The sequence below is a fragment of the Ruminococcus albus AD2013 genome (assembly GCF_000526775.1).
GTDB classification, from domain to species: Bacteria; Bacillota; Clostridia; order Oscillospirales; family Ruminococcaceae; genus Hominimerdicola; species Hominimerdicola alba_A.
This window is the reverse complement of record NZ_JAGS01000001.1, coordinates 3033864-3057086: the sequence shown is the minus strand read 5'-3', so window position 1 is coordinate 3057086 and position 23223 is coordinate 3033864. Positions and strand designations below refer to the sequence as shown.

The window sequence follows — 23223 nt, the reverse complement described above, 5'->3', positions numbered from 1 at the left end:
CTGCCGCACAAGCGAACCTTCCACCTATTTCTGCGAATTTCACCTATTTTACATTGACACCGGGAACAAAATGTGGTATCATTACAGATAACGATGAGGGGATGGCACCCATAATAAAAAACGGACATCGTACAACAGAAAAAGGTTTGAGTTACAAAGGGGAGGACACCCATGACAAAAAACATTATTGTAACGGACGAAAACGGCAAAGTGATAGGCACCACCTACCCCAAAAGGGCGGCGGGGCTTGTAAAGAACGGTCGGGCAGAGTATGTCAGCGACTGTGAGATAAGACTGATATCTGCTCACGCTCCGACCGCAGAGATAAAAACGGAGGAACAACAGATGAGCAAGATAATAGAATTTGATGCGAGAAAATTCGCGTTTGACAAAAGCTGCCGCTCCAATTCGGGGCTGCGCACATTTATGACCCTTTCACTCGGTACTGCTGAGGTTTGGGAGATAGGCGACCACGACAGACACAGGTCGCAGATAATAAGCAGGATGAAGCTGCAAAAGTTTACGGATTATACCTTCCGCTTTGCTATGGTTGGCGGACATAACGAGAACGGCGACGAAGTATCACTTGTAAATATCTTCCCTGAAAACAGATGGGACGACAGGCTTACTTTTGCCCTCGACAAGAACCGTTACGAACCTGTTATCAGCAAACGGGACAAGACTGGTCTGCTAAGAGTTTTCGAGCTGCCTTTCAATTCAGGCAGTACAGAAGACTGGTGCATCGTGATAACTCAGGAGAAAGCACCTGCCAAATTTACAGCACCACTGCCGATCGAAGCCTATGCAGGGCTTGAAAATATGACATATCAGCAGTGGCTGAACGAGAACGGCAAAAAGCGCGGGTTCTTCAGCCGCGATACTTCAAGCAAGGACAGCGGATTTATCTTCCGCGACCCCTTTGCAGGCGGCAGTCCTTTCAGAAAGCTGATAGATATGGCAAAGCAGGGCGCTGATGTTGACAGCATCATCGAAAAGGCGAGAAAAGGCTTTGATATTGAAAACCTGATAGACCAGGTCAAGCAAGGCATCGACCCCGACGGCGAACTGTTCGGCGGAGATAAGAGCGCTCCCGATTATGTGGATAACGGCAGCGATAATGCCGGCGGTTTCACTACAGGTTCAAACGGCATGAACGTCACCTGCACTGACCTTAATATCAACGAGAGCGAGTTTGCAGAAAAGCTTTTGCAGATAGGCAGCGGCTGCACTTTCAGGATGACAGATGTGAATATCGGTCCCTGCGGCGACAGAAGCTGCATGATGATAGGCAGCCCGACCTCTGGCAGCACTTTATGCTTTGAGGATGTTACCATGACCTCATATGCACTTTCGATGATAATGGCAAAGGTCGGCGGCGGATGCGTAGTTACATTTACCGATGTTACCATTACCGCAGACGGCGTGGATTCCATGATAGATGCCGATAACGATGCAAGCGGGATAAAGTTCGTGCTGAACGATGTTACTCTGCCAAAGCAGGCGCTTGACCTTATCTATTCTAAGATAAAGACAGGCAGCACCATCACAGCTAACGACATTTCAGCTACATTTACAGCTCCTGCGGCTGAAAAGGCTGAAAGATCTGAGAAGACAGAAAAGGCCGAGAAAACCGCACAGCCCGAAAAGGAAGAGCCCCGCGGCGGATATTTCTTCAAGGATATGCTGAAAAGCACCTTTGAGAATGCGACTGAAAGCTTCAATACTTTCGGCGAGATGATGCGCAAGGCTGAGAACGATATTTCAAGTGCGATAGGAGATCTTGTCAATGACAAGTCCGAAGCTTCCAAGGCTGAGGATGCTCCAAAGCCTGCTGAGACAAAGGACGGATCGACAGAAGCTGCCAACGAAAAGGAAACAGCTGAGGCTGATACCGACGGCGAAGAAGAGTGATCTCCTGACATTAATTATCCAAACATAAGTTTTGCCCCGAAGCATATTAAACGTGCTTCGGGGCATTTTTCTGCAGCTTACTCATTCGCCGCCTCTGTCCCAATATGATTTGAGCCGATTGCACCAAATAAATACCATAAAAATCCGACCTTTTGTCCTTTTGGCTGAAAATGCAAAAAACTCTTGACAAATGGCGGATATCGGTGTATACTCATATTTGTTAACAGCAATGGCGCTGTGGACGTTTAGTCCGCAGCGCTTTGATTTTTTTGGAGGGATAGTTATGATAAGCGTACCCGAGATATTCGGCTCAGATGTATTCAATGAGTCTGTAATGAGAGAAAAGCTGCCCAAGGCAACTTACAAAGCACTGAAAAAGACTATGGACTACGGCGATCCGCTGGCACCTGATGTTGCCAACATCGTTGCTAATGCCATGAAGGATTGGGCAGTTGAAAAAGGCTGCACACATTACACTCACTGGTTCCAGCCTATGACAGGACTTACTGCCGAAAAGCTGGACAGTTTCATCACACCTGCCGAGGGCGGCCATGTTATTATGGAATTCTCGGGCAAAGAGCTGGTCAAGGGCGAGCCTGATGCTTCCTCATTCCCATCGGGCGGACTGAGAGCTACTTTTGAAGCAAGAGGCTATACCGCATGGGATCCTACTTCCTACGCTTTCATAAAGGAAAAGACCCTCTGCATACCCACAGCTTTCTGTTCCTATAACGGTGAAGCACTGGATAAGAAAACTCCTCTGCTGAGATCGATGGAGGCTATCAACAAGTCTGCTCTGAGAGTGCTGAAGCTCTTCGGTTCCGATGCTACAAGAGTTATCTCAAACGTAGGTCCCGAGCAGGAATACTTCCTTGTTGACAGAGAGATGTATTCTCACAGAAAGGACATGATCTTCACAGGCAGGACCCTCTTCGGCGCACCCGCACCCAAGGGTCAGGAGCTTGAAGATCACTACTTCGGTACTATCAAGACAAGAGTTGCCGCTTATATGAAGGATCTGGACGAACAGCTCTGGAGACTGGGTATCCATGCCAAGACCAAGCACAACGAAGTCGCTCCCGCACAGCACGAGCTGGCTCCCATCTACGGCACTACCAATATCGCTACCGACCACAACCAGCTGACCATGGAGATCATGAAGCGTACTGCAAGAAAGCACGGCTTCAAATGCCTGCTCCACGAAAAGCCTTTTGCAGGCATCAACGGTTCCGGCAAGCACAACAACTGGTCGCTTTCTACAAATACAGGCATCAATCTGCTTGAACCCGGCAAGACCCCTGCGGAGAATGCTCAGTTCCTGCTGTTCCTCACCGCAGTCATCAAGGCTGTTTATGATTATCAGGACGTTCTGAGAGCCTGCGTAGCTACTGCGGGCAACGATCACAGACTGGGCGCTAACGAAGCACCTCCCGCTATCATCTCCATATTCCTCGGCGATGAACTGACAGGTGTACTTGACGCTATCGTTAACGGCTACAAGTACGAGGGTGAGCACGTTGAGATGGAGATAGGCGTTGACGTACTTCCCCACTTCGCTAAGGATACAACCGACAGAAACAGAACTTCTCCTTTTGCTTTCACAGGCAACAAGTTCGAGTTCAGAAGCCCAGGTTCAAGACTTTCCTGCGCAGGTCCCAATACCGTTATCAACACCATCGTTGCAAAGGTACTGGACGATTTCGCAGATGTGCTTGAAAAGGCTGACAATTTCCAGGATGCACTGGACGACCTCATCAAGAACACCATCAAAGAAAGCAAGAATATCATCTTCAACGGCGACGGCTATTCCGAGGACTGGGTCACCGAAGCTGAGAAGAGAGGTCTGCTGAACCTGAAGAGCACTCCCGAGGCTATACCCACATACCTCGCACCCAAGAATGTTGAGCTGTTCTCGAAGTACAATGTTTACAGCGAGACCGAGCTGAGATCGAGAGTTGATATACTGCTGGACGAATACTGCAAGACCATCAACATCGAAGCTCTGACTATGATAGATATGGCTAAGAAGGATATCCTCCCTGCTGTTGCTACCTATATCAAGGAGCTGGCACAGACTTCTTCACTGGCTAAAGACTGCGGTGCAGATACATCTTTCGAGGACGATATGGTCAAGAGACTTTCCGCACTGGCAGGTCAGACATACCGCAGACTTTCCGCACTGGAAGAAGCAGAGATCAAAGCAAAGGATATCGACGATGTTGAAGCACTGGCTAACTACTATCACGATACTGTATTCGTTGCCATGGGCGAGCTGAGAGCTTCCGCTGACGAGATAGAAACTCTGGTAGGCGAGAAGTACTGGCCTTATCCCACATACGGTCAGCTGCTGTTCTACGTTAAGTAATAGATAGACTGTAATAAAGAGTGTGTGAGACAGCGTTTCTCACGCACTCTTTTTATACCGATGGATCATTGCAGAAAAAAATATTTGATATTTTGAACAGAGTATGGTATAATCAGTACAGAAAACAACGAGGGAGACCTCAGACATAAACATCACCGAGGAGGAGATAATAATGAAGATAACATCAGCAGAAGCAGCTAAGATACTGAGAGGCTACACAGATGAATACAACAATCTCTGCATTGCCGAGCAGAATGGCAAGGAATACAACGCCGCTGTGGGTGAAGACCCGGATGAACTGCGCCCCGAATACGACTATGTGTCTACCCAGGCACAGCTGGAAGAGCTGGACAGAAAAATAAGAAAGCTGAAGCACACCATAAACATATTCAACAGCACCACCGAAGTTCCGGGGTTCGATATGACAATCGACCAGGTGCTGGTATATATACCTCAGCTGACAGCACGTATAAACAGGCTGTTCCGCATGATGAACGTACTGCCGAAGCGCAGATGCACTACGAGCAACTACAACAACATCATAGACTACACCTACACAAACTACGACCCTGCTCAGGCAAAGGCTGATTACGAAAAGGCACGCAACACCCTGGCAAAACTGCAGACTGCTCTTGACCTGGTCAACAGCACAGTAACTATGGAATTCGAGCCCTGATAAGGGCTTGATCTTCCGCTGACGTTCCCAAAAAGATTTATTCTTTAACAGTACATAGATCAGGTACATGGTATAGGTTATTGGTTATTGATTTTGTTATCCGTTATTTTTAAGGTACAATGTTTTCTCTGATTTTTTTACAAAACCGGTGAACGTCAGAAAAGCTTCCGCCGCAGAAGCTCGGTCATAAGCGGCAGACCCGTCGGGGGATATCCCTCGGCGGGTATTTTTTATTTGCAACAATTTACTATGCCGCCAATATTTTTTCCAAAACTACTTGACAACTGTGCATATGTATGCTAAACTGTGTATAGTGTATATATACAATTTTCTTGGAGGATAAAATGGATATTATTTTACGCAACGAATCTGATGAGCCGATATATCAGCAGATAACAGAGCAGATAAAGGCACAGATAATGGATGGTACGCTCACCGCAGGGGACGCTCTGCCGTCGATGCGAACTCTCGCAGCACAGCTTCGCATAAGCGTTATCACAACAAAACGCGCCTATGAGGAGCTTGAACGCTCGGGTTATATCGAGAATTATACAGGAAAAGGCTGTTTCGTCAAAAAGCAGAATACTGATTTTCTGCGCGAAGAAACTATCAGGCAGACCGAGGAGATGCTTGCGCAGGTATGCAAAAAGGCAAAACTTTGCGGCCTTAGTGCAGACGACCTGAAAGAGATGTTGGATATCATGTATTCGGAGGAGGATGACAATGACTGAATATGAAAATGCTATTGAACTTAAAAACGTAACAAAAAAATACGACGGCTTTACACTGGACAATGTCAGCTTCACTGTTGCAAAGGGCTCTATCATGGGATTTATCGGGCAGAACGGAGCAGGCAAGACTACTACTATACGTTCCATTCTGAATATCATCGGTATCAACAGCGGTGAGATAAAGCTGCTGGGGCTTGACCATATAAAGGACGAATACGCCATAAAAGAGCGTATCGCTGTGGTATTCGATGAACTGCCTTTCCATGATTCATTTACAGGTGAAACCCTTTCAAAGATGTTCTCGGGGCTTTACGGTTCATGGGACAAGGACGAGTTTTTCAGGCTTTGCGAAAGATTCGGTCTGCCTGTAAAGAAAAAGCTCTCTAAATTCTCAAAGGGCATGAAGATGAAAATGCAGATAGCCACCGCACTTTCACACAATGCCGAACTGCTTATCATGGACGAAGCTACCACAGGTCTTGACCCGATAGTAAGGAATGAGATACTTGATATCTTCCGCGAATACCTGATGGACGGCAACAGGTCGATACTAATGTCATCGCATATCACCAGCGACCTTGAAAAAATAGCCGACAGCGTGGCTTTCATCGATAAGGGAAAGATTCTGATAACGGGATTTAAAGACGATATCCTTGATTCTCACGGCATCATCAAATGCACCAAAGATGACTTCAGGGAGATTGACCCGACAGATTATATCAGTGCTAGGATCAGCGATTTCGGCGCGGAACTCATGACTCCCGACCGCAGGGTTGCTGCAAAGAAATACTCAGGTGCGATAATAGAAAAACCGACCCTTGAAGAAATAATGCTGTTCTACGTGAACCGCGAGAAAAAGGAGTGGTCTTGATGAAAAAAGGTTCATTCACTGGACTTCTTTACCGTGAATTCTATCTGGGCAAAAGCAGCTATATAACAGGGATATTATTATTTGCAGGATCCGCACTTCTTGGCTGGCTTTCACTTCTCAGCCTGAAATACGGCAATTTCGGATCGCTGTTCGGTAAAGATCTCAGCGGCGGCGTTATCAAAAACAAAGAAGCTTCCGAAATAATTCGGGCTATGATCCTGTTATTCATGCGGTATATCCCCGCATTGATGTCCTGCACCATCGGCGCAGGAGTGTTTATGGACGTTGCGTGCAAAGATGTAATGAACAAATGGAACAGATTCGAGCACTCAACTCCCGTCACTCCGTTAAGATTTGCGGCAGTCAAAACGATATCAATGCTTATCACGACAACCATCAGCTTTATTCTTGCTGTGTTTTATATGTTTACTATTGATATCGGACTTGGGGAAAGCTTCACCTATGCGGAAATTTCGATAATTTCGATTTTTTTGTTATTCCTGGTTGTATTAGGTGTACTGTCGCAGATATTTATCATGCTGCTTAAAGACAGGGATAAGGGTATGCTGTGTACAACGGCGATAGTAATGGCACCTATCTTTATAATCAGTTTCATAAACTCAAAGAATGAACGTGAAAGCGGCAAAGAAGTGAGTTTTCAAGAGACTATAAAAGATTTTATAGAAAAAACGCTGGAGTATTGCCCACTCATTTATATAGCGATAGCAGTGATTTTTGCAGTGCTGTTCGTGTCTATGTATCTGATTTACAAAAGGAGGGAGAAATAATGAGGGGTCTGCTTTACAAGAACTTTCGGATAAACTTTTCTTCCTGCCTGCTGATATTGATAACCGCATTTGTATGCTGTGCTTCCATCATCGCTGTATCCATAGTAAGCGGAGCTGATTTTATTGCCGAGAATGACGGTGCTCTGATGTTTGCAGTTTTGTATTATTTCGTCTTTATGATGCCCTCACTGACCTCTAATCTGCTGTTTGAATCCGACGAAAGCAGAACGGCAAGCGCTTTTGCAATGTCCCTCCCGCAGTGCAGTAAGGGACATATCGAATCCAAATACTGGTATATCCTGATACAGTATCTTGTGGTGCTGTTCATCACTTTTCTGACCGACACAGTAATTTACGGTATTCTCGGCGGAACTTTCAGCGCCGCTATGATGCTTGTGCTGATCTTCTGTTTCAGGCTCCTGATCTCAGCGATAGAAATACCTTTTGTGATACGCTTCGGCTCACAGAAAGGCATTGCTATAAAAGGGCTGGTGATAGCCTTTATAGTTATGCTTGTTTTGATATACCTTATGTTCGGCGATATCTCATGGCTGATAAACAGCGATGACCCCATCAAAGCATTTATGAACCTGGTAAAAAGCGGAAATATCATATTTCCAATATCATTGTTCCCGTTTTTCAGCATAGCGGCATATTGGCTTTCCTGTAAGATATCCGTCATTGTATTCAGGAGGGGGGCAGAGAATTATGAACAATGATAAAAAGCTGACTATCAAAAGGCTGGTGATATTCCTTGTGATATCATTCATTCCCTTTATCATAATTATACCTATACTCTGGAACATCTTCGGCGAACCCATATATACAAGCAAAAAGGAAAACGTTGCAGTTGTCGCATATATACTGGGTGTTTTCGGAATGATGATACCCTCTGCCGCACATCTCATCACAAGGCTGGTCACAAAAGAGGGTTTTGATAACACCTATCTCGGTGTTCATTTCAAGGGCAAAGAGGGCTATTGGATTGCTTCAATATTGGTTAAACTGGCAGAGGGATGGGCAGGACTTTTCCTGCTTTGGGTGTTATTCCTGAAAGAATTATCATTCAGTGAAGCCTTTCCGGATTTCAGCATGAAGTACATTGGCGCATACCTTTTACAGCTTGCGTACTCGGTAATTATTTTCTTCCCTGCCTTTGGCGAGGAATGGGGCTGGCGCGGCTATATGATGCCGAAGCTTCTGGAACTTATGCCTAAGCCCGCCGCAATAGTTGTGGGAGGTATCATCTGGGGTCTCTGGCACGCACCTCTCACGATAGCGGGACACAATTTCGGCACAGACTATGTAGGCTACCCATTTGTGGGTATACTGATTATGTGCCTGTTCTGTGTGATGATGAACTGCTTCCTCACCCTTGTCACCGAAAAGACAAAGTCGATATATCCCGCATCTTTTATCCATATGATACATAACAACATGGTACCCGCTATCCTGCTGACATTATTTGGTAGTGAGACAGCAATCAAAAAGATACAGGGGCTGAACAGCATAGAACTCTTCTTTGCTCTGTCAGGTATTTCGGCTTTAACTGCGGTCATAAGCTTTATAATCTTCATAAAAAAAGAGAAAGAGAGTTCTGAATAAAAAAAGAACTAACAGAAGTGTAGAATTAAAGTTAGATTAATTAACACAAAGGGTATTGACAAGAAAAAAGCGGCGTGATAAAATTAAAAATAGAACAAAGATCAAACTCCCGCGGAACGGCTGTACGGACGTATCTCATTGCCGCTTCGGGGGAAAATATCATAAAAGATAAATCAATGCATCTATCGGAGGAACAAATGAAAAAACTGCTTTTTGTATTCAACCCCTTTGCGGGTAAAGGTCAGATAAAAAATGAGCTTTTCAATATTGTCGATATCTTTACCAAGGAGGGCTTTGATGTTACCGTTTACCCTACCCAGTGTTCAGGTGACGGCGAACGCAAGATAAGAGAGGACGCCGACAATTACGACCTTATACTGGCAAGCGGCGGCGACGGTACGCTTTCCGAAGCCGTAAGTGCTCTTATCCCGCTGGATAAGAAAGTACCTCTGGGATATATCCCCACAGGCTCTACAAACGATGTGGGTATGTCTTTGGGACTGCCAAATAAGCCCGTAGACTGCGCAAATGCCATCGCTAAAGGAGTATTTTTCGATTACGATATCGGTCTGTTCAACGGCAACAAGAATTTCGTCTATGTGGCGGCTTTTGGTGCATTTACAGCGGTATCCTACGAAACTCCACAGGAGTACAAGAACCGTTTCGGTCATGTGGCTTATATCGTTGAGGCTCTGCGCCGCATAAATGAGATAAGAGGTTACGACCTCACTATCGAACATGACGGTGAGACTATCGAGGGCAGTTTCGCACTGGGTCTTATTTCCAATTCCCAGAGCATCGCAGGCATGAAAAACTTCATTCAGGACGGAGTATGCTATGATGACGGTCTGTTCGAGGTATGTCTTATCAGAACTCCAAACAATGCTATCGAGCTCAGCGGTATACTCGCAGAAGCGGCTATAAACAAGCTGACAGGTCCCAACTTTGTGACATTCAAAACATCTCACCTGAAAATAAAGAGCAAGCAGCCCCTTGCATGGGCGCTGGACGGTGAATCGGGCGGCGTGCATGACGATGTGGATATTTTGAACCTGAAACAGGCTATACGCCTGAAAATAGGCTTCAACGCCATAACTGCCGAGCAGGAATTCGTGCGTTTGCAAGCCCCCGCAGAACGTCTGCTGAAACTGAGTGCCGAGGAATACTTCAAGACCCACGAAACAGAAGACGATTCCGACGAAGACAAATAATAAAATAAAAACCGTCCGACTGATGTAAATTTCAGTCGGACGATTTTTTTACTGGTTCATGTTTGATTCTATCAGTGATATCTTATCGTAGCTGCTGGAGGACGCTGCGCCGAGGGCGAAAAGCACGTCTGTTGCTCCTACTTCTTTGGCAAAATCAACGGAATTGATATTGAAGAACCTGTTATCGCAGAGGTAAATCTTCGAGAATGAGGAAGTCAGGAAAGGCACAAGGGCGTTGCCGTAGCTGTCCTTGAATATTACCAGAACTCTGTCGTTATCAGCATCAGTATCGACTTCAAGTATCGTATCATCTGTACCTACAAACACGGTGTAGCTTGCTGAGATATCGTTGTCCTCAAAGAAAAGTGAGCTTGGTACACCCTCACCGAAATAGGTATCATGGAAAAGCACATTCAGCGAATCAAGGTTTGCGGGCTTGTAGTAGGTGAAAGTGTCGGGAGATTCCTCCAGAGGATAGATGCCGTTCACCGAATAGAACGCCCCGAGATAGCCCTCACGTTCAACTTTTTCATAACTGTCCAGAGATGAAAAATCAACTCCTGCCTTTTCAGCGAAGACCTTTGAAGCATAGTAAGCCGCCAGTGGCTGCCAGTGGTAATCACTGCGGGAATAGAGGTACTCACCCTTGTGGTCTTCAAGCGTGGAATTTATAGGCACACTCTTTCCCGATGTCATCATGGAATACACCTCATCGGCACATTCCTTCTGGTCGGGGTAGCTGTCCCTGAGGTCATCGGGGATATAGAATTCCTGAGAAGTAGGTATCATCATCAGGTAGGTATTTACATTACTTCCCACGCTGTCAGCATAAACATCAACGCAGTCTGCCAGATATCTGCCGTTCTCGGAGTTATAATAGTACTCCTCCATGGCGCGGACATTTGACGTGCCCGAATTAGCAAGTATACAGCCGTTGAAGTACTCATATGTACCTTCTTCGGGTTTTGCGGTTGTGGTAACGGGCTTGGTCGTAGTCTCGGGAGCTTTCGTAGTAGTAGCCTTCGATGTCTTTTTCTCGTCCTTTTTATCATCTTTAGCAGCGGACTCTGTAGGTTCTTCTGGCTTTTCGGACTCTACACTGTCTTCATCGACTGTTGGTACAGCTTCGGTGGTCTTTGGCTTAGGGGCAACGACCATATCCTTATTCTGTCCGATGGTATTTCCACAGCCCGTAAGCATCAGCATGGCGGCTGCACAGGCTGCAAATATCTTAATTTTCATTTATAACACGCTCCTAAAAAACATATTCATGACAAATTATATTATATCACAGAACCGCCCACGATGTCAATAGCGAAGCGCCATGGTTTTACCTAAAGCATCAAAAAAGCAGCCCCGAAGGACTGCTTTAGTCTTTAATCGATATCGATAAATTTCTGTCCGTTATCCCTGTTATCGAACCTGATATTGGGATCCTGCTTGTTCCTGCCTGTCAGCAGAGTTCCGCCGATATTGGACATTCCCGAGATAAGCAGGCAAACGCCCATCAGTCTGGAAGTAACATCAGCCAGCAGTATAGGATTTATTACCAGCATCAGACCTGCCAGTGTAGTAAGCACTGCGATCACCAGAGCTTTTGTCCAGCGGGTGCTGTTGTTCTTTTTCAGTGCAAAAGCGCCCTGGATATTGGTTATACCGCTTATCAGCATATAGGCACCGAAGACGAAAGCTATTACTTTCGGTATAAAATCGGGTCTTACCATGACGAACACACCTGCAAGAACGAGTATAACACCGCTTATAAGACCGCTCGCATTATTGGGGTCAGTTTTTGTACGTATAAAGTATCTCAGCAGAGCAACTGCGCCCATAGCAGTGATGACTCCGCCAACCACAAGCCCGACGACCCTTGTAAAGAAATCGGGTCTGATTATCAGTGCGATGCCCATAACTATGCAGAAAACAGAGAGCACCGTAAAATTGCCCAACACTTTTTTCATTTTATTCATTGCTGTCCCTCCCCATTGTTCTCATTCTCTTTTTTCAGCTTTACCGCCTTTATGACTTTCATACGCGAGAATTCCTCTCTGTCTTTTTCTTCCAGAGAATCTGCGATGAACTTAACAGTATCGGTATAGCGGGGAATTATGATATTCTGCAGCGCATTTGCTCTGCGCTGGGTTTTCTTTATCGCCACGGAAAGTCTGTAAATACTGTTCTCGACTTCAGCGAGTTTCACCGTAAGCCTTTTAACTTTTTCAAAGGCGATGAACGCTCTGTCCAGCTGAGAATTAGTTCTTGCGAATCCATAGCAGACTTCACGGGGAGTTTCATGGTAAATGACCTGCGGGAGCTCCACGCCCATAACGCTTTTGGAGGATAGTTCGATACCGTCCTCAACAGGCATACATTCGGCATATGGGGTTATAACACCCATTGACATATTAGCCATCTTCAGCATCTCATAGGCTTCCTTATAGGTATCTTCTATGGAGCTTCTGAGTTCCTTGGCTTTTTCGACCAGCGTCATTATCTCACGTATAAGGATATTGCGCTTTCTGTCGAGAAGTTCATAGCCCAGTGCCGCAAGCTGGAGATTTTTCTTAGTTGCTATGAGGTTACCCTTCGTGGGGAACACCTGCTGTACAGCCAAAGCTTTTTCACTCCTTTCGGAAATAAGAAACGAGACACTCGCTTAATTTATGATAACTCAGTATTTCACTATAAGTACGATATTCAGCAATACGGCCAGTATACCGACCACAGTGACAAAAGTACCTACTTTGCGATACTTGCTTATCTCAGCTTCACTGCCCTCACTGCCCTTTTTAAGGTATTTTTCGGGCTTTATAAGCATACCAACCCCTAAAATGACTGCTGCGACAGCAAAAGCCATTTTTATGATCTCATACGATGTCATATAAATTCTCCCTAAAATCACTATTTATACGCATTCTCAGGATCGTAGAACTTGTCCAGATGTTCATCATCAACTCTGTCAAGTTCAGTCCTCGGCAGTGACGATAGCAGTTTCCAGCCGAGATCAAGAGTCTCCTCTATCGAACGGTTAGTCTCAAAGCCCTGATTGATGAAGTGCTCCTCGAAAAGCTCACCGAATTTAAGGTATGCCTTATCCGCCGCAGTAAGCTCTTCCTCACCGATAACGGAAGCCAGCGAACGCGCGTCCTGAACTTTTGCATAAGCCGCAAACAGCTGGTTAGCGCACATCTGGTGGTCTTCTCTGGTATAGCCCTCGCCTATGCCGTCTTTCATAAGTCTTGAAAGGCTGGGCAGTATGGCAACACCGGGGTATATGCCCGTAGCATCCAGGTTTCTGTCCAGAACTATCTGACCCTCGGTGATATATCCCGTAAGGTCGGGTACAGGGTGGGTGATATCGTCATTAGGCATGGTAAGTATGGGTATCTGTGTAACAGAACCGTTTGCGCCCTTAACGATGCCCGCTCTTTCATAGATAGAAGCAAGGTCGGAATAGAGGTATCCCGGATAGCCCTTTCTTCCCGGTATCTCACCCTTTGAAGACGAGAACTCACGAAGTGCTTCTGCGTATGAAGTCATATCTGTCAGTATGACGAGGATATGCATATTCTTTTTGAATGCCAGATATTCAGCGCAGGTAAGTGCGCATCTGGGGGTAAGTATACGCTCTATGATAGGGTCATTTGAAAGGTTAAGGAACATGGATACTCTCTGGAGAACACCTGTTTCCTCAAAACTTCTGCGGAAGTAATCAGCAACGTCGTTGGTAACGCCCATCGCACCGAATACTACTGCGAAATCCTGACCTGCTTCATCAGCTATCTTTGCCTGACGTACTATCTGCACAGCCAGTTTATTATGTGAAAGACCCGAGCCAGAGAATATAGGCAGTTTCTGACCTCTGATAAGGGTCATAAGTGCATCTATGGATGATATGCCTGTATTTATATAGTTTCTGGGGTAAACTCTGGATACGGGATTCAGCGGTTCGCCGTTGATATCGCGGTACTCTTCTGCAACTATCTCGCCCAGACCATCGATAGGCTTGCCTGCGCCGTTGAAAATACGTCCCAGCATTTCTCCGCCCAGAGGGAGTTCCATAGGTCTGCCTTCAAAGCTTGTGGTCGTATTTTTCAGCGAGAGCCCCTTAGTGCCCTCAAAGACCTGCAATACTGCCTTATCCTCGTATACCTCAACAACACGCGCCAGACGGTGAGTGCCATTATCCAACTCGATATCAGCTATCTCGTCATAGCTTACGTTCTTACATTTATCGAGAACGACCAGAGGTCCGTTTATCTCGCTGAGACCGATATATTTTATATTCAACTCAGACCACCTCCGCGTTCTTGTACCACTCGTTCATATCCCTCTCGTAATCGTCGAACATACCGAGTTTGTCATTGGGGATATCGTACTTTATCTTGATGAGCTTGTCAGCCCAGCCGTTAGACATTATCCTGTCGATGGAAACACCATCTGCGAGAGCATCTTTTGAAAGCTCAAAGAATCTGAGTATAGCCTTCATCATGCGGTACTGCTTCTCCAAAGGTACATAGGTATCGTCCTTATGGTAAGCATTCTGCTGTAAGAATCCTACACGCACTACTCTTGCAACTTCGATAAGCAGTTTCTGGTCATCGGGGAGCACATCAGTACCCATCAGCTTGACTATCTCCATCAGGCTGTTTTCCTCAACGAGGATATTTGATATCTGCTGTCTTACCTCCATAAAATCAGGGGCAACATTATCTCTGTAATATGCTGAGAGATCATCGGTATATTCGGAATAGCTTGTATTCCAGTTTATGGCAGGATAGTGTCTTGCATAAGCAAGTGCCTTATCCAGTGCCCAGAAGCACCTTACGAAACGCTTGGTGTTCTGTGTTACAGGCTCGGAGAAATCCGAACCCTGAGGGGATACCGCTCCTATTATGGTAACAGAGCCCTCAGCACCGTTCAGTGTCTTTACATAACCTGCTCTCTCGTAAAATTCCGATATACGCGATGGCAGATATGCAGGGAAACCTTCCTCTGCGGGCATTTCTTCCAGACGGCCCGATATCTCACGCAGAGCCTCAGCCCAACGGGATGTGGAATCTGCCATAATAGCTATATGATAGCCCATATCTCTGTAATATTCAGCCAGAGTTATACCTGTGTATATGGAAGCCTCTCTTGCTGCAACAGGCATATTCGAGGTATTTGCTATCATGGTAGTTCTGTCAGTCAGCGGACGCTGTGTCTTGGGGTCTATCAGTTCGCTGAATTCCTCAAGTACCTGTGTCATTTCATTTCCACGCTCGCCGCAGCCTACGTATACGATTATATCAGCATCGCACCACTTTGCTATCTGGTGCTGGTTCATGGTCTTGCCTGTACCGAATCCTCCCGGAATAGCAGCAGTACCGCCCTTAGCCACGGGTACTACGGTATCGATTATACGCTGACCTGTTATCAGCGGTCTCGACATAGGCATTCTCTCCGCACAGGGGCGGGGAGTTCTTATAGGCCACTTCTGGCAGAGGGTGAGTTCCTCTTCATTGCCGTACTCGTCATGCAGCCTTACTACTACATCGTTTACATTATACTTGCCCGTAACAGCCGTCCATACGACCTTTCCGCCCTTAGATAAAGGCGAGAGCATACACTTGTGTGTTATCAGCGCAGTTTCGGGGCAGGTAGCATATATCTCGCCGGGACGAAGTATATCGCCCCTCTTTACTGTCACCGTAACATCGAACTTACGCTTGGGATCAAGCGCAGGGACATTAGCGCCCTCGGATATGAACGCACCGCTTATCTCCTCCAGCTTTTTCAGAGGTCTTTCGATACCGTCATACATATTATCAAGTATTCCCGGGCCGAGAGTTGCCGCCATAGGCGCACCCGTGCCGTAAACAGGTTCACCGGGTTTCAGTCCCGTGGTAGTCTCATAGACCTGCAAGGTAGTTTCCTTTGCGCTTACGCGGATAACTTCGCCTATCAAGCGCTTTTCGCCGACAAAAACCATTTCCTGCATGGCAAAGCTCTTGGTATTGCGCACCGTAACGACAGGTCCGTTGACCGAATATATCTTATCCATTGTTTCCGTACTCATTTTATTCACGCCCTTTATGTGAACTCTACCAAAGCCCCGAGGGAATTCGGTATATATGATAAATCATAGTGAATGACATCTATCCCGAGCGGATCAGCAGGGAGAGCATGTCATTTCTTCATTACAGGTCAGTGCCCAATCCTGCTTTGCCTGCAAAGCCGCTTTTCTGTCTTTTGAATTCGTTATCGAAAGTGCAGTCCAGTGCCAGATTATCTTCGGGGAATACTACCATGAGTCCCCCAAGCAGTATATTCGCGCTCTCGGTGACAGTAAATCTTCCGCCGCATGTAAGCACAGAAGCATATTTCATATCAGCCGATGCTAAACGCACCTCGCCTTTTTTGTTCGGATATACCGCTGCACACTCAGTAACGCGCCTGACAAGCAACTTTTCATAATCAGCGCTTTGTCTGAAAGCCTCCAGCTTTTCCCTGACATTCGAGAACACCCTGTCTATGACTTCCTGTCTTGCGTTCAGCACGTTCCTGCGCTGTGCCAGACGTCCTGCGGATTCCGTCCTCTGTGCAGCCTCTTTCTGCTCCTTTTCAGCCTTAGCTCTGCTCTGTTTGACAAAATCTCTTGCCTCAGCTTCAGCCTCAGCCAGCACTTCGGCGCACTGCTCTTCGGTCTCCTTTATTATCTCAGCAGCCTTTTCGGCAGCCTCATCGAATACTGCCTGCTTGAATTTTTCCAGCTTTTGTGTCTGATCCGTCATTGTAATCCTCCAACGCTTTACAGCTTTATGCCAACAGCCTCAGCCAGATACTTTGATATCGTATCTGAGATATTCGCTGTGGCGTGTCTGTCGGGTATCTCAACAATAAGGGGAGTCGCACGGTTGAGCTTGTAGTCCATGACCTTGTCAGGACACTCTTTCAGCGCCTTTTCTGTCATCAGGACTATTCCAACGTCCTTCATTTCCATCGCTTCATCCAGCGCCTGCGCTACCTCTTTTTCACCGTGTACGACCTTGCCCTCGATACCTGCCAGCCTCATACCCATCTGGGTATCTATATTATCGCTGAGCAAATAGAATTTCATAGTATTAGCCGCCGATGCCCGAGATTATCAGCATGGAGATCAGCAGACCGTACAGAGCGATACCTTCACCCAGTACGACGAAGATCAGTGCCTTAACGAAGTTCTTGGGGTCTTCGGATGTAGCACCGATAGCTGCGGGCGCACCCGAACCAACGGCAATACCCGAACCGATACAAGCAAGACCAACAGAAAGACCTGCCGCCAGATAACCGATACCTGCACCTGTTGTGATAGCTTCCTTAACGGTAGAGCCTTCTTCAGCCGCAAAAGCTATAAGGTCGGTGAAAGGTACTATCATACCCACCAGCATTATGCCTGCAAATGTACACAGATTTCCGATGAAAGCAGCCTTTGCAGACTTCTCACCTGTCTTTATCTTCTTAGCCATAAACATAAAGGGTACTGTCAGCAGTACGACAGCTGCCAGCGGCAGCAACATGATTTTAAGCATATCTAAAACCTCCAAAATTAATTATCATATATTTACTTCGGTATCGAAGCTTACGCTCATAGGCTCAAACTCCTTGCCGTCGCTCTCATAGAAACGCGAGAATATCTCGTAGAATTCCAGACGTATGATCTGTATAGCAACTATCATACCTTCCATAGCCATAACGAACAGGTTGCCTATCACAAGTGTGAAGGGCTTGGCAGCCGTTGCTGACATATTCAGAAGTGTCATTACGACCAGCATCATACCAGCGTGGGAAAGTACAAATCCGCCGACTCTCAGGAATGACATGGTGTTTGAAACATAACTCAGCAGGAATTCAAACATCTCAAAGAAGTTCTCGACGATGAATCCGCCGACTGTCATATCCTCTTCATCCTCGGAAAGCTTCCATTTCTTGTACTTTGCGGCTATCGCAAAAGGTACTCGGCAGAATATACATATACCGGGTATCACCAGCAGCAGCGCGAACACTGCACTGCTTGCAAGTTCTATCTTCAGTATGAACTTGCTTACTACGAAAGTTACCAGCGAACCGTAGAAAATAAGTCCCGCGATGCCGTTGCAGCCGAATACTGCCTTTTCGTAGTTCTTTTCTCTGAAACCTATGTAGATGTTCAGCAGCATGGATACCGCTATCAGGAATATACCTATGCCCACCGCGGTAAGCAGTATGAACGATGACTGTTCAAAAGCTTTCAGCGGCAGGAAGTCTATCCCGATGCTTTCGTATATCGGGTCGAGAAGTTCTTCAAATCCGAATACCGAACCGTACAGTGTACCGAAGATCATACTGGAAAAACCGCATCTTGCAACGATACCGCCTGCCTGCTTGCTCTTTCTGCCAAGTATCAGTCCGCCGAGAAACAGCAGGAATCCCTGTCCCAGGTCGCCGAACATTATACCGAACAGCAGAGTATATGTTATAGCCACGAATGCCGTGGGATTGAACCCGTTGTACTTTGGCAGACCGTACATCTCAACAAGCATTGAATACGGTCTTGTGAACCAGCCGTTTTTCAGCACCGTAGGCGGAGTGCAGTATGCATCCGCATCAGGCGGCAGAAGCACGACTTCCACTTCTTCCATATCATCGAAGCTTTCGGAGAATTTATCCGCCTGCTTTTTGGGAACAAATCCCTTGATATAGAACTTTTCCTTGACAGCCCCGACTTTGCGGCGCAGTTCAAAGATATCGTAGCGCTTTTTCAGCGCGGTATAAGCTTCCAGTATTGTCTGGTCATGCTTTTCGGCGAGTACGGCTATCTCTTTATCAAGAGCCTCTATCTCCGCCTTTTTGTTCTTTATCTGGTCATTCAGCTTTGCAATGGCTTCATCTGTATTGCCCGATACATAGTCGGGAAGATGTATCCTTTCAAAGAACATTGAACGGAATATACTGTCCACCAGTTCCTTGTCGCCATTTGCACAGAAGTACATACCCCAGCAGAAATCCTTTGTAGTCTCGAAAGGCACAAAGAAGAATGTCTGATCGTAGTACTGAAGCTTTGCCAGATTATCCGCAGGCATACGTCCGATGCGACAGGCAGTATGCTTGCAGGCAAATATCTTGCTGAAATCGCTGTTCATGCCCCGCAGATGGTCTACCTGCAGCACAGCGCCCTCCAGCTCTGATACCTCTGTTGCGAGCTTTTGTTTCTCGCCGTTCTTTTCCTCTATCTCGCTGTCGATATTCTCGGAAAGTTCATTGAACTGTTCCGCTGTCCACCCATTGAACCTTGTCCCCTTTGTCTCTTTCAGCTCAATGCCCATCTCAGTGGCAAGGGACGCAAATTCTTTAAGCGGCACACCGAAGGGGTTCTTCTCATTGAGCAGCTTTACAGTCGAATTAGCTTCATTCTTGAAAGCCGGCTCGATATGGAAGCACCCGCTGTCGCAGCAGCGTATGAGGGTCTCATCCAGATCCTCAAATCTGCCGATGATATTGACAAGCGCCATTTTTTCAATCGCCATATTTAGGTGTTCGCACTCCTTTCATCGGGAAGATATCAAAGCGTTATCAGCTGTGCTTCAATAGCGGCAGCCTCAACGCCGTATCTGATGCCCTCGATGATATGCACCAGATTGGAAACTTCTATATCGCAGAGGATAATGAAAGCATACAACGCCACGGGAGCATTTGTGCTGCCCGTAAGGTAATGCCTCAGCCTTCTTATCTTCACGCTGTTTATCTCCACCTCGATATTATCTGTATCGGGGGAGTTTTTCCCATAAATAGTATGATTTACCATGTCCATCATGGTCTCACTGTCGGCTGCTTCATACAGCCTTTCCATATTCTTTTTGCCTATGCCGTAATATTTCAGCGATCTCCTCTTTATCTCCTCGGGTGAATACCCGAAGTAGGATTTCATACGGTAGGCATTTATTATATTTCGGCAGTCGATCTCACGGAGTATGATTGTTTTCAGCTCCTCAGAAACACTGCCCGAAAACTCCTTTTCAGCCTGTTCGAGTAGTTCTTCGTAATAGGCTGTCCTCAGCCTGAGCTCACACTCGGTATAATCGGCTCTGCCATCCTCGCGGACAGGTATCTTTTTCAGTACCTTGCCATAGCGTGTACCCTTCAGTCCCGCCACCAGATCTTCATAGGTCTGTGAAAGGCTGAGCTCCATAACGGGTATCGTCAGATACTTTATAAGATATCCAGGCAGGTCGGAAAGATATGTCCTGTCAAGTGACGAGTTTATTCGATTTATGATAGAAAGTATGCAGTCTATCTCGCTGCGCCTTATCAGAAATCCGAAAAACGGCTGTTTATCAAGCCCCTGAAATTTGCACAGTCTTATATATGTCTCAAAGTTCTCCCTGTACAGCAGTTCTTCAAGAAAACCACGGTGTATGGTGTTGGGATCAACTTCCGCGAAAGCTTCCCTGAAACGTGCCGACCGTGAGATGTATTCCGCCGCTTCGGGCACAGTCCTCAGCGCCGCCAGTTCCCGATAATCCTCCTGCGTGAAAAGCTGAGCGTACTTCGCTCTTATCTTCGCAGTGGTGGCATTTGAACTATAATTCTCCAACATATCGGGCACCTCCTTTCAGCCGCAGGGTCATCAGCCTATTATCGCGGCGATTATATCATTTTCCCAGTCCTCATGACAAGCTTCATAAGCCGCAACAAGGGCATCAAGCTGTTCTCTTTCACTTTGCTTCAGCTCATTCTCGCAGTTGCTCATATCCTCCTCGGAAATAAGGAATGCGCGGTAGAGATCTGCCTCAGACTCAGCATTCTCATGTATCCTCTCGACCTTTTTCTCGCATTCTTTCAGCATCTCGCTGCGCTTCTGCATAGCCTGTTCAAGCTTTTCCTCGGCAAGTCTGTCTGTTTCCAGTATCTCACTGATTATATCCAAACTGCTCACTCCTTTCGGCAGTTTATATTAAACGGCATCGATATCTGTTTGCCGCTCGCTATAATGACCTATAGTCATATGTTTAAAAATACATTATCATTTTACAACTTTTTATCATAAAATTCAAGTCAGCCCTATTTTTTTCCACATATTTAACAATAGTTGCATAGCCCCCAACTCAATTTCGTTGATTATAACCATATCCCGATGGCAAAATACTGTCAAACTGCCCGTATCAGCGAAAAATATCACCTGACTGCGCGCTTTAATAAAAAAATGAATGCTTGACAAAACTGAAAAAACGTGGTATAGTTGTATTTGTTGCGAATACACTTGTTTGTCGGAGGTGAACTTTCCGTGGCTGATAACGAGTCGGGTCTTGTTATAGTTAGTGCAGATGTACTGCCTGATATCGTGCTGAAAGTGCTTGCCGCAAAACGTATGCGGGCAAGGGGGGAGGTCTCCACCTCTACCGAGGCTTGCAGGGCAGTTGGCATTTCAAGAAGCGCTTACTACAAATACAAGGACTCTGTTTTTAATTATGAGGAACGTCTCACCAACAATATCGTTTCCGTCTACTGCACACTGCGTGACGAAAAGGGCGTGCTTTCCTCAATAATATCGAAGCTTTACGAGCTGGGGACGAATATACTGACCATAAACCAGAATATCCCCGTGGATTCCGTGGCTACGGTCACGTTCTCGGTAAGATTCGACAGAGACGCGCTGAATACCCAGAAGCTCACCGAGGAGCTTTCAAAAGTATCGGGTGTAGTTGAAGCGAAGATAATCTCGGGCGAGTGAGTTCGGTCTGAACAGACATAATAATAATTTAGGAAGAGGATAATTATGAGTAAGAATGTAGCGGTCATAGGATACGGTGTAGTAGGCTCGGGTACTGTCGAGCTGTTTATGAAGAACAGGGAAGCTATCAATAAGAAGATCGGCAGGGATTGCGATATCAAGTATATTCTCGATCTCAGGGATTTCCCCGAATCTCCTTTTGCCGATATGATCATACACGATTTTGATACTATACTCAACGATGATGAGATAGAGGTAGTTGCCGAAGTTGTAGGCGGCACTACATTTGCATATGAGTACACCAAGAAGCTGCTTGCAAAGGGCAAGAGCGTAGTAACTTCCAACAAGGCTCTTGTTGCAGCTTACGGTGCAGAGCTTTTACAGCTTGCACAGGATAACGGCTGTTCCTATCTGTTTGAAGCCAGCGTAGGCGGCGGTATACCGATAATCAGACCCCTGAACAAATGTCTGGCAGGTAACGAGATCCAGCAGATCTCGGGTATACTCAACGGTACTACAAACTTTATCCTCACTAAGATGATAAAGGATCAGATGAGCTTTGAGGATGCACTGAAGCTGGCTCAGCAGCTGGGCTATGCCGAGGCTGATCCTACTGCCGATGTTGAGGGCGAGGACGCCTGCCGCAAGATATGCATACTGGGTTCACTGGTATACGGCAAGCACATCTATCCCGAAATGGTACATAAGAGCGGTATCACAAGGATCACTCTGGACGATGTTGAGTACGCTGACAACGCAGGCTATGTTATCAAGCTGATAGCTTCCGTAAAGAGACTTGAAGACAGCAGTCTCAGCGCTATCGTTTGCCCCAGACTCGTTCCCAAGAGCAATATGCTGGCAAGCGTTGACGATGTTTACAACGCAGTAAGCGTTACAGGCGACGGTGTCGGCGATGTACTGTTCTACGGTCAGGGCGCAGGCAAGCTTCCTACCGCTTCCGCAGTTGTAGGTGATATCATTGACTGCCTGAGACATAACGGCAGATCTCTCGGTATCCACTGGGAGGAATCCAAGAAGGACGAGAAGTTCGTGGTAAGATACAAGGATATCAACTGCTCCATGTATGTTCGTCTTAAAGGCGACGATGTTCAGGCTCTCAAGCCTTCCATCTCCGAGATGTTCGGCAAGCTGATGTACATTGAGCGTGCTAATCGCCCCGACGATGAGCTTGCATTCATCACACCCAACATGGTAGAGAGCGATATCGATGCCAACCTGGCTATACTCTCTCACTCTGCTGAGATAGCAAGCAAGATAAGAATGTTCTGAAATTAAGATCACAAAAGCCCCTGCATAAGCGGGGGCTTTTTAAA

General features: G+C 46.4%; 23 protein-coding genes. 11 read left to right on the top strand and 12 right to left on the bottom strand.

Annotation, left to right across the window (positions count from 1 at the left end; genetic code table 11):
- Positions 1-171: 171 nt before the first annotated feature.
- The 9 genes from N773_RS0113660 (at position 172) to N773_RS0113620 (ending at position 10158) form a co-directional block, all read left to right on the top strand.
- Complete coding sequence (locus N773_RS0113660) at positions 172-1911, top strand: hypothetical protein (protein WP_024858308.1); 1740 nt, start codon at positions 172-174, stop codon at positions 1909-1911.
- Between the two features lie 283 nt (positions 1912-2194).
- Positions 2195-4276 carry a glutamine synthetase III gene (locus tag N773_RS0113655; protein ID WP_024858307.1) on the top strand — a complete coding sequence of 694 codons (2082 nt, stop codon included), beginning with the start codon at positions 2195-2197 and terminating at the stop codon, positions 4274-4276.
- Positions 4277-4448: 172 nt separating this feature from the next.
- A complete protein-coding gene (locus tag N773_RS0113650; protein WP_024858306.1) occupies positions 4449-4952 on the top strand; it encodes a hypothetical protein in 504 nt (167 codons plus the stop codon).
- A 344-nt stretch (positions 4953-5296) separates the two neighbouring features.
- On the top strand, positions 5297-5683 hold the full coding sequence (locus N773_RS0113645) for a GntR family transcriptional regulator (RefSeq protein ID WP_024858305.1): 387 nt from the start codon (positions 5297-5299) through the stop codon (positions 5681-5683).
- Positions 5676-6554 (top strand): ABC transporter ATP-binding protein, encoded by an 879-nt coding sequence (locus N773_RS0113640; RefSeq protein ID WP_024858304.1) that lies wholly within the window; start codon positions 5676-5678, stop codon positions 6552-6554. The genes N773_RS0113645 and N773_RS0113640 overlap by 8 nt, the downstream gene beginning before the upstream one ends.
- Complete coding sequence (locus tag N773_RS0113635) at positions 6554-7342, top strand: ABC-2 transporter permease (RefSeq protein WP_024858303.1); 789 nt, start codon at positions 6554-6556, stop codon at positions 7340-7342. The genes N773_RS0113640 and N773_RS0113635 overlap by 1 nt, the downstream gene beginning before the upstream one ends.
- Positions 7342-8061, top strand: coding sequence for an ABC-2 transporter permease (locus tag N773_RS0113630; RefSeq protein WP_024858302.1), 720 nt, complete (start codon positions 7342-7344; stop codon positions 8059-8061). Before N773_RS0113635 ends, N773_RS0113630 begins: the two co-directional genes overlap by 1 nt.
- A complete protein-coding gene (locus N773_RS21345; RefSeq protein WP_024858301.1) occupies positions 8051-8947 on the top strand; it encodes a CPBP family intramembrane glutamic endopeptidase in 897 nt (298 codons plus the stop codon). Before N773_RS0113630 ends, N773_RS21345 begins: the two co-directional genes overlap by 11 nt.
- A 197-nt stretch (positions 8948-9144) precedes the next feature.
- Positions 9145-10158: a diacylglycerol/lipid kinase family protein gene (locus N773_RS0113620; protein WP_024858300.1), complete on the top strand. Its 1014-nt coding sequence runs from the start codon at positions 9145-9147 to the stop codon at positions 10156-10158.
- Positions 10159-10206: 48 nt separating this feature from the next.
- On the opposite strand, the gene N773_RS0113615 is transcribed toward N773_RS0113620, so the two are convergent.
- The 12 genes from N773_RS0113615 to N773_RS0113560 all read right to left on the bottom strand — a co-directional run bounded on the left by N773_RS0113615 (position 10207) and on the right by N773_RS0113560 (position 21085).
- Positions 10207-11400 (bottom strand): DHHW family protein, encoded by a 1194-nt coding sequence (locus N773_RS0113615; RefSeq protein ID WP_024858299.1) that lies wholly within the window; start codon positions 11398-11400, stop codon positions 10207-10209.
- A 134-nt stretch (positions 11401-11534) separates the two neighbouring features.
- Positions 11535-12128: an HdeD family acid-resistance protein gene (locus tag N773_RS0113610; RefSeq protein ID WP_024858298.1), complete on the bottom strand. Its 594-nt coding sequence runs from the start codon at positions 12126-12128 to the stop codon at positions 11535-11537.
- On the bottom strand, positions 12125-12772 hold the full coding sequence (locus N773_RS0113605; RefSeq protein ID WP_024858297.1) for a V-type ATP synthase subunit D: 648 nt from the start codon (positions 12770-12772) through the stop codon (positions 12125-12127). The genes N773_RS0113610 and N773_RS0113605 overlap by 4 nt, the downstream gene beginning before the upstream one ends.
- A 57-nt stretch (positions 12773-12829) precedes the next feature.
- Positions 12830-13039 (bottom strand): hypothetical protein, encoded by a 210-nt coding sequence (locus N773_RS0113600; protein ID WP_024858296.1) that lies wholly within the window; start codon positions 13037-13039, stop codon positions 12830-12832.
- A gap of 20 nt (positions 13040-13059) precedes the next feature.
- Complete coding sequence (locus N773_RS0113595) at positions 13060-14448, bottom strand: V-type ATP synthase subunit B (RefSeq protein ID WP_024858295.1); 1389 nt, start codon at positions 14446-14448, stop codon at positions 13060-13062.
- Position 14449: 1 nt separating this feature from the next.
- Positions 14450-16204 (bottom strand): V-type ATP synthase subunit A, encoded by a 1755-nt coding sequence (locus N773_RS0113590; RefSeq protein WP_024858294.1) that lies wholly within the window; start codon positions 16202-16204, stop codon positions 14450-14452.
- A gap of 136 nt (positions 16205-16340) precedes the next feature.
- The gene (locus tag N773_RS0113585; RefSeq protein WP_024858293.1) at positions 16341-16934 is read right to left on the bottom strand and encodes a V-type ATP synthase subunit E; all 594 of its coding nucleotides are present in this window, start codon (positions 16932-16934) and stop codon (positions 16341-16343) included.
- Between the two features lie 17 nt (positions 16935-16951).
- Positions 16952-17260: a V-type ATP synthase subunit F gene (locus N773_RS0113580; RefSeq protein ID WP_024858292.1), complete on the bottom strand. Its 309-nt coding sequence runs from the start codon at positions 17258-17260 to the stop codon at positions 16952-16954.
- Between the two features lie 4 nt (positions 17261-17264).
- Complete coding sequence (locus N773_RS0113575; protein WP_024858291.1) at positions 17265-17711, bottom strand: ATP synthase subunit C; 447 nt, start codon at positions 17709-17711, stop codon at positions 17265-17267.
- A 24-nt stretch (positions 17712-17735) separates the two neighbouring features.
- Positions 17736-19685 carry a V-type ATP synthase subunit I gene (locus N773_RS0113570; RefSeq protein WP_024858290.1) on the bottom strand — a complete coding sequence of 650 codons (1950 nt, stop codon included), beginning with the start codon at positions 19683-19685 and terminating at the stop codon, positions 17736-17738.
- A 35-nt stretch (positions 19686-19720) separates the two neighbouring features.
- Positions 19721-20755 carry a V-type ATPase subunit gene (locus tag N773_RS0113565; protein ID WP_024858289.1) on the bottom strand — a complete coding sequence of 345 codons (1035 nt, stop codon included), beginning with the start codon at positions 20753-20755 and terminating at the stop codon, positions 19721-19723.
- Positions 20756-20785: 30 nt separating this feature from the next.
- A complete protein-coding gene (locus N773_RS0113560; RefSeq protein WP_024858288.1) occupies positions 20786-21085 on the bottom strand; it encodes a hypothetical protein in 300 nt (99 codons plus the stop codon).
- A gap of 357 nt (positions 21086-21442) precedes the next feature.
- On the opposite strand from N773_RS0113560, the gene N773_RS0113555 reads away from it, so the two are divergent.
- Positions 21443-21889, top strand: coding sequence for an ACT domain-containing protein (locus N773_RS0113555; protein ID WP_024858287.1), 447 nt, complete (start codon positions 21443-21445; stop codon positions 21887-21889).
- A 45-nt stretch (positions 21890-21934) separates the two neighbouring features.
- A complete protein-coding gene (locus N773_RS0113550) occupies positions 21935-23179 on the top strand; it encodes a homoserine dehydrogenase (RefSeq protein WP_024858286.1) in 1245 nt (414 codons plus the stop codon).
- Positions 23180-23223 lie beyond the last annotated feature (44 nt).

What these genes read in the sequence shown, in the direction of transcription:
- N773_RS0113660 (WP_024858308.1), top strand. Translation starts at nt 172, where the DNA reads ATGACAAAAAACATTATTGTAACGGACGAAAACGGCAAAGTGATAGGC.
- N773_RS0113655 (WP_024858307.1), top strand. Translation starts at nt 2,195, where the DNA reads ATGATAAGCGTACCCGAGATATTCGGCTCAGATGTATTCAATGAGTCT.
- N773_RS0113650 (WP_024858306.1), top strand. Translation starts at nt 4,449, where the DNA reads ATGAAGATAACATCAGCAGAAGCAGCTAAGATACTGAGAGGCTACACA.
- N773_RS0113645 (WP_024858305.1), top strand. Translation starts at nt 5,297, where the DNA reads ATGGATATTATTTTACGCAACGAATCTGATGAGCCGATATATCAGCAG.
- N773_RS0113640 (WP_024858304.1), top strand. Translation starts at nt 5,676, where the DNA reads ATGACTGAATATGAAAATGCTATTGAACTTAAAAACGTAACAAAAAAA.
- N773_RS0113635 (WP_024858303.1), top strand. Translation starts at nt 6,554, where the DNA reads ATGAAAAAAGGTTCATTCACTGGACTTCTTTACCGTGAATTCTATCTG.
- N773_RS0113630 (WP_024858302.1), top strand. Translation starts at nt 7,342, where the DNA reads ATGAGGGGTCTGCTTTACAAGAACTTTCGGATAAACTTTTCTTCCTGC.
- N773_RS21345 (WP_024858301.1), top strand. Translation starts at nt 8,051, where the DNA reads ATGAACAATGATAAAAAGCTGACTATCAAAAGGCTGGTGATATTCCTT.
- N773_RS0113620 (WP_024858300.1), top strand. Translation starts at nt 9,145, where the DNA reads ATGAAAAAACTGCTTTTTGTATTCAACCCCTTTGCGGGTAAAGGTCAG.
- N773_RS0113615 (WP_024858299.1), bottom strand. Translation starts at nt 11,400, where the DNA reads ATGAAAATTAAGATATTTGCAGCCTGTGCAGCCGCCATGCTGATGCTT.
- N773_RS0113610 (WP_024858298.1), bottom strand. Translation starts at nt 12,128, where the DNA reads ATGAATAAAATGAAAAAAGTGTTGGGCAATTTTACGGTGCTCTCTGTT.
- N773_RS0113600 (WP_024858296.1), bottom strand. Translation starts at nt 13,039, where the DNA reads ATGACATCGTATGAGATCATAAAAATGGCTTTTGCTGTCGCAGCAGTC.
- N773_RS0113590 (WP_024858294.1), bottom strand. Translation starts at nt 16,204, where the DNA reads ATGGATAAGATATATTCGGTCAACGGACCTGTCGTTACGGTGCGCAAT.
- N773_RS0113585 (WP_024858293.1), bottom strand. Translation starts at nt 16,934, where the DNA reads ATGACGGATCAGACACAAAAGCTGGAAAAATTCAAGCAGGCAGTATTC.
- N773_RS0113580 (WP_024858292.1), bottom strand. Translation starts at nt 17,260, where the DNA reads ATGAAATTCTATTTGCTCAGCGATAATATAGATACCCAGATGGGTATG.
- N773_RS0113575 (WP_024858291.1), bottom strand. Translation starts at nt 17,711, where the DNA reads ATGCTTAAAATCATGTTGCTGCCGCTGGCAGCTGTCGTACTGCTGACA.
- N773_RS0113570 (WP_024858290.1), bottom strand. Translation starts at nt 19,685, where the DNA reads ATGGCGATTGAAAAAATGGCGCTTGTCAATATCATCGGCAGATTTGAG.
- N773_RS0113565 (WP_024858289.1), bottom strand. Translation starts at nt 20,755, where the DNA reads ATGTTGGAGAATTATAGTTCAAATGCCACCACTGCGAAGATAAGAGCG.
- N773_RS0113550 (WP_024858286.1), top strand. Translation starts at nt 21,935, where the DNA reads ATGAGTAAGAATGTAGCGGTCATAGGATACGGTGTAGTAGGCTCGGGT.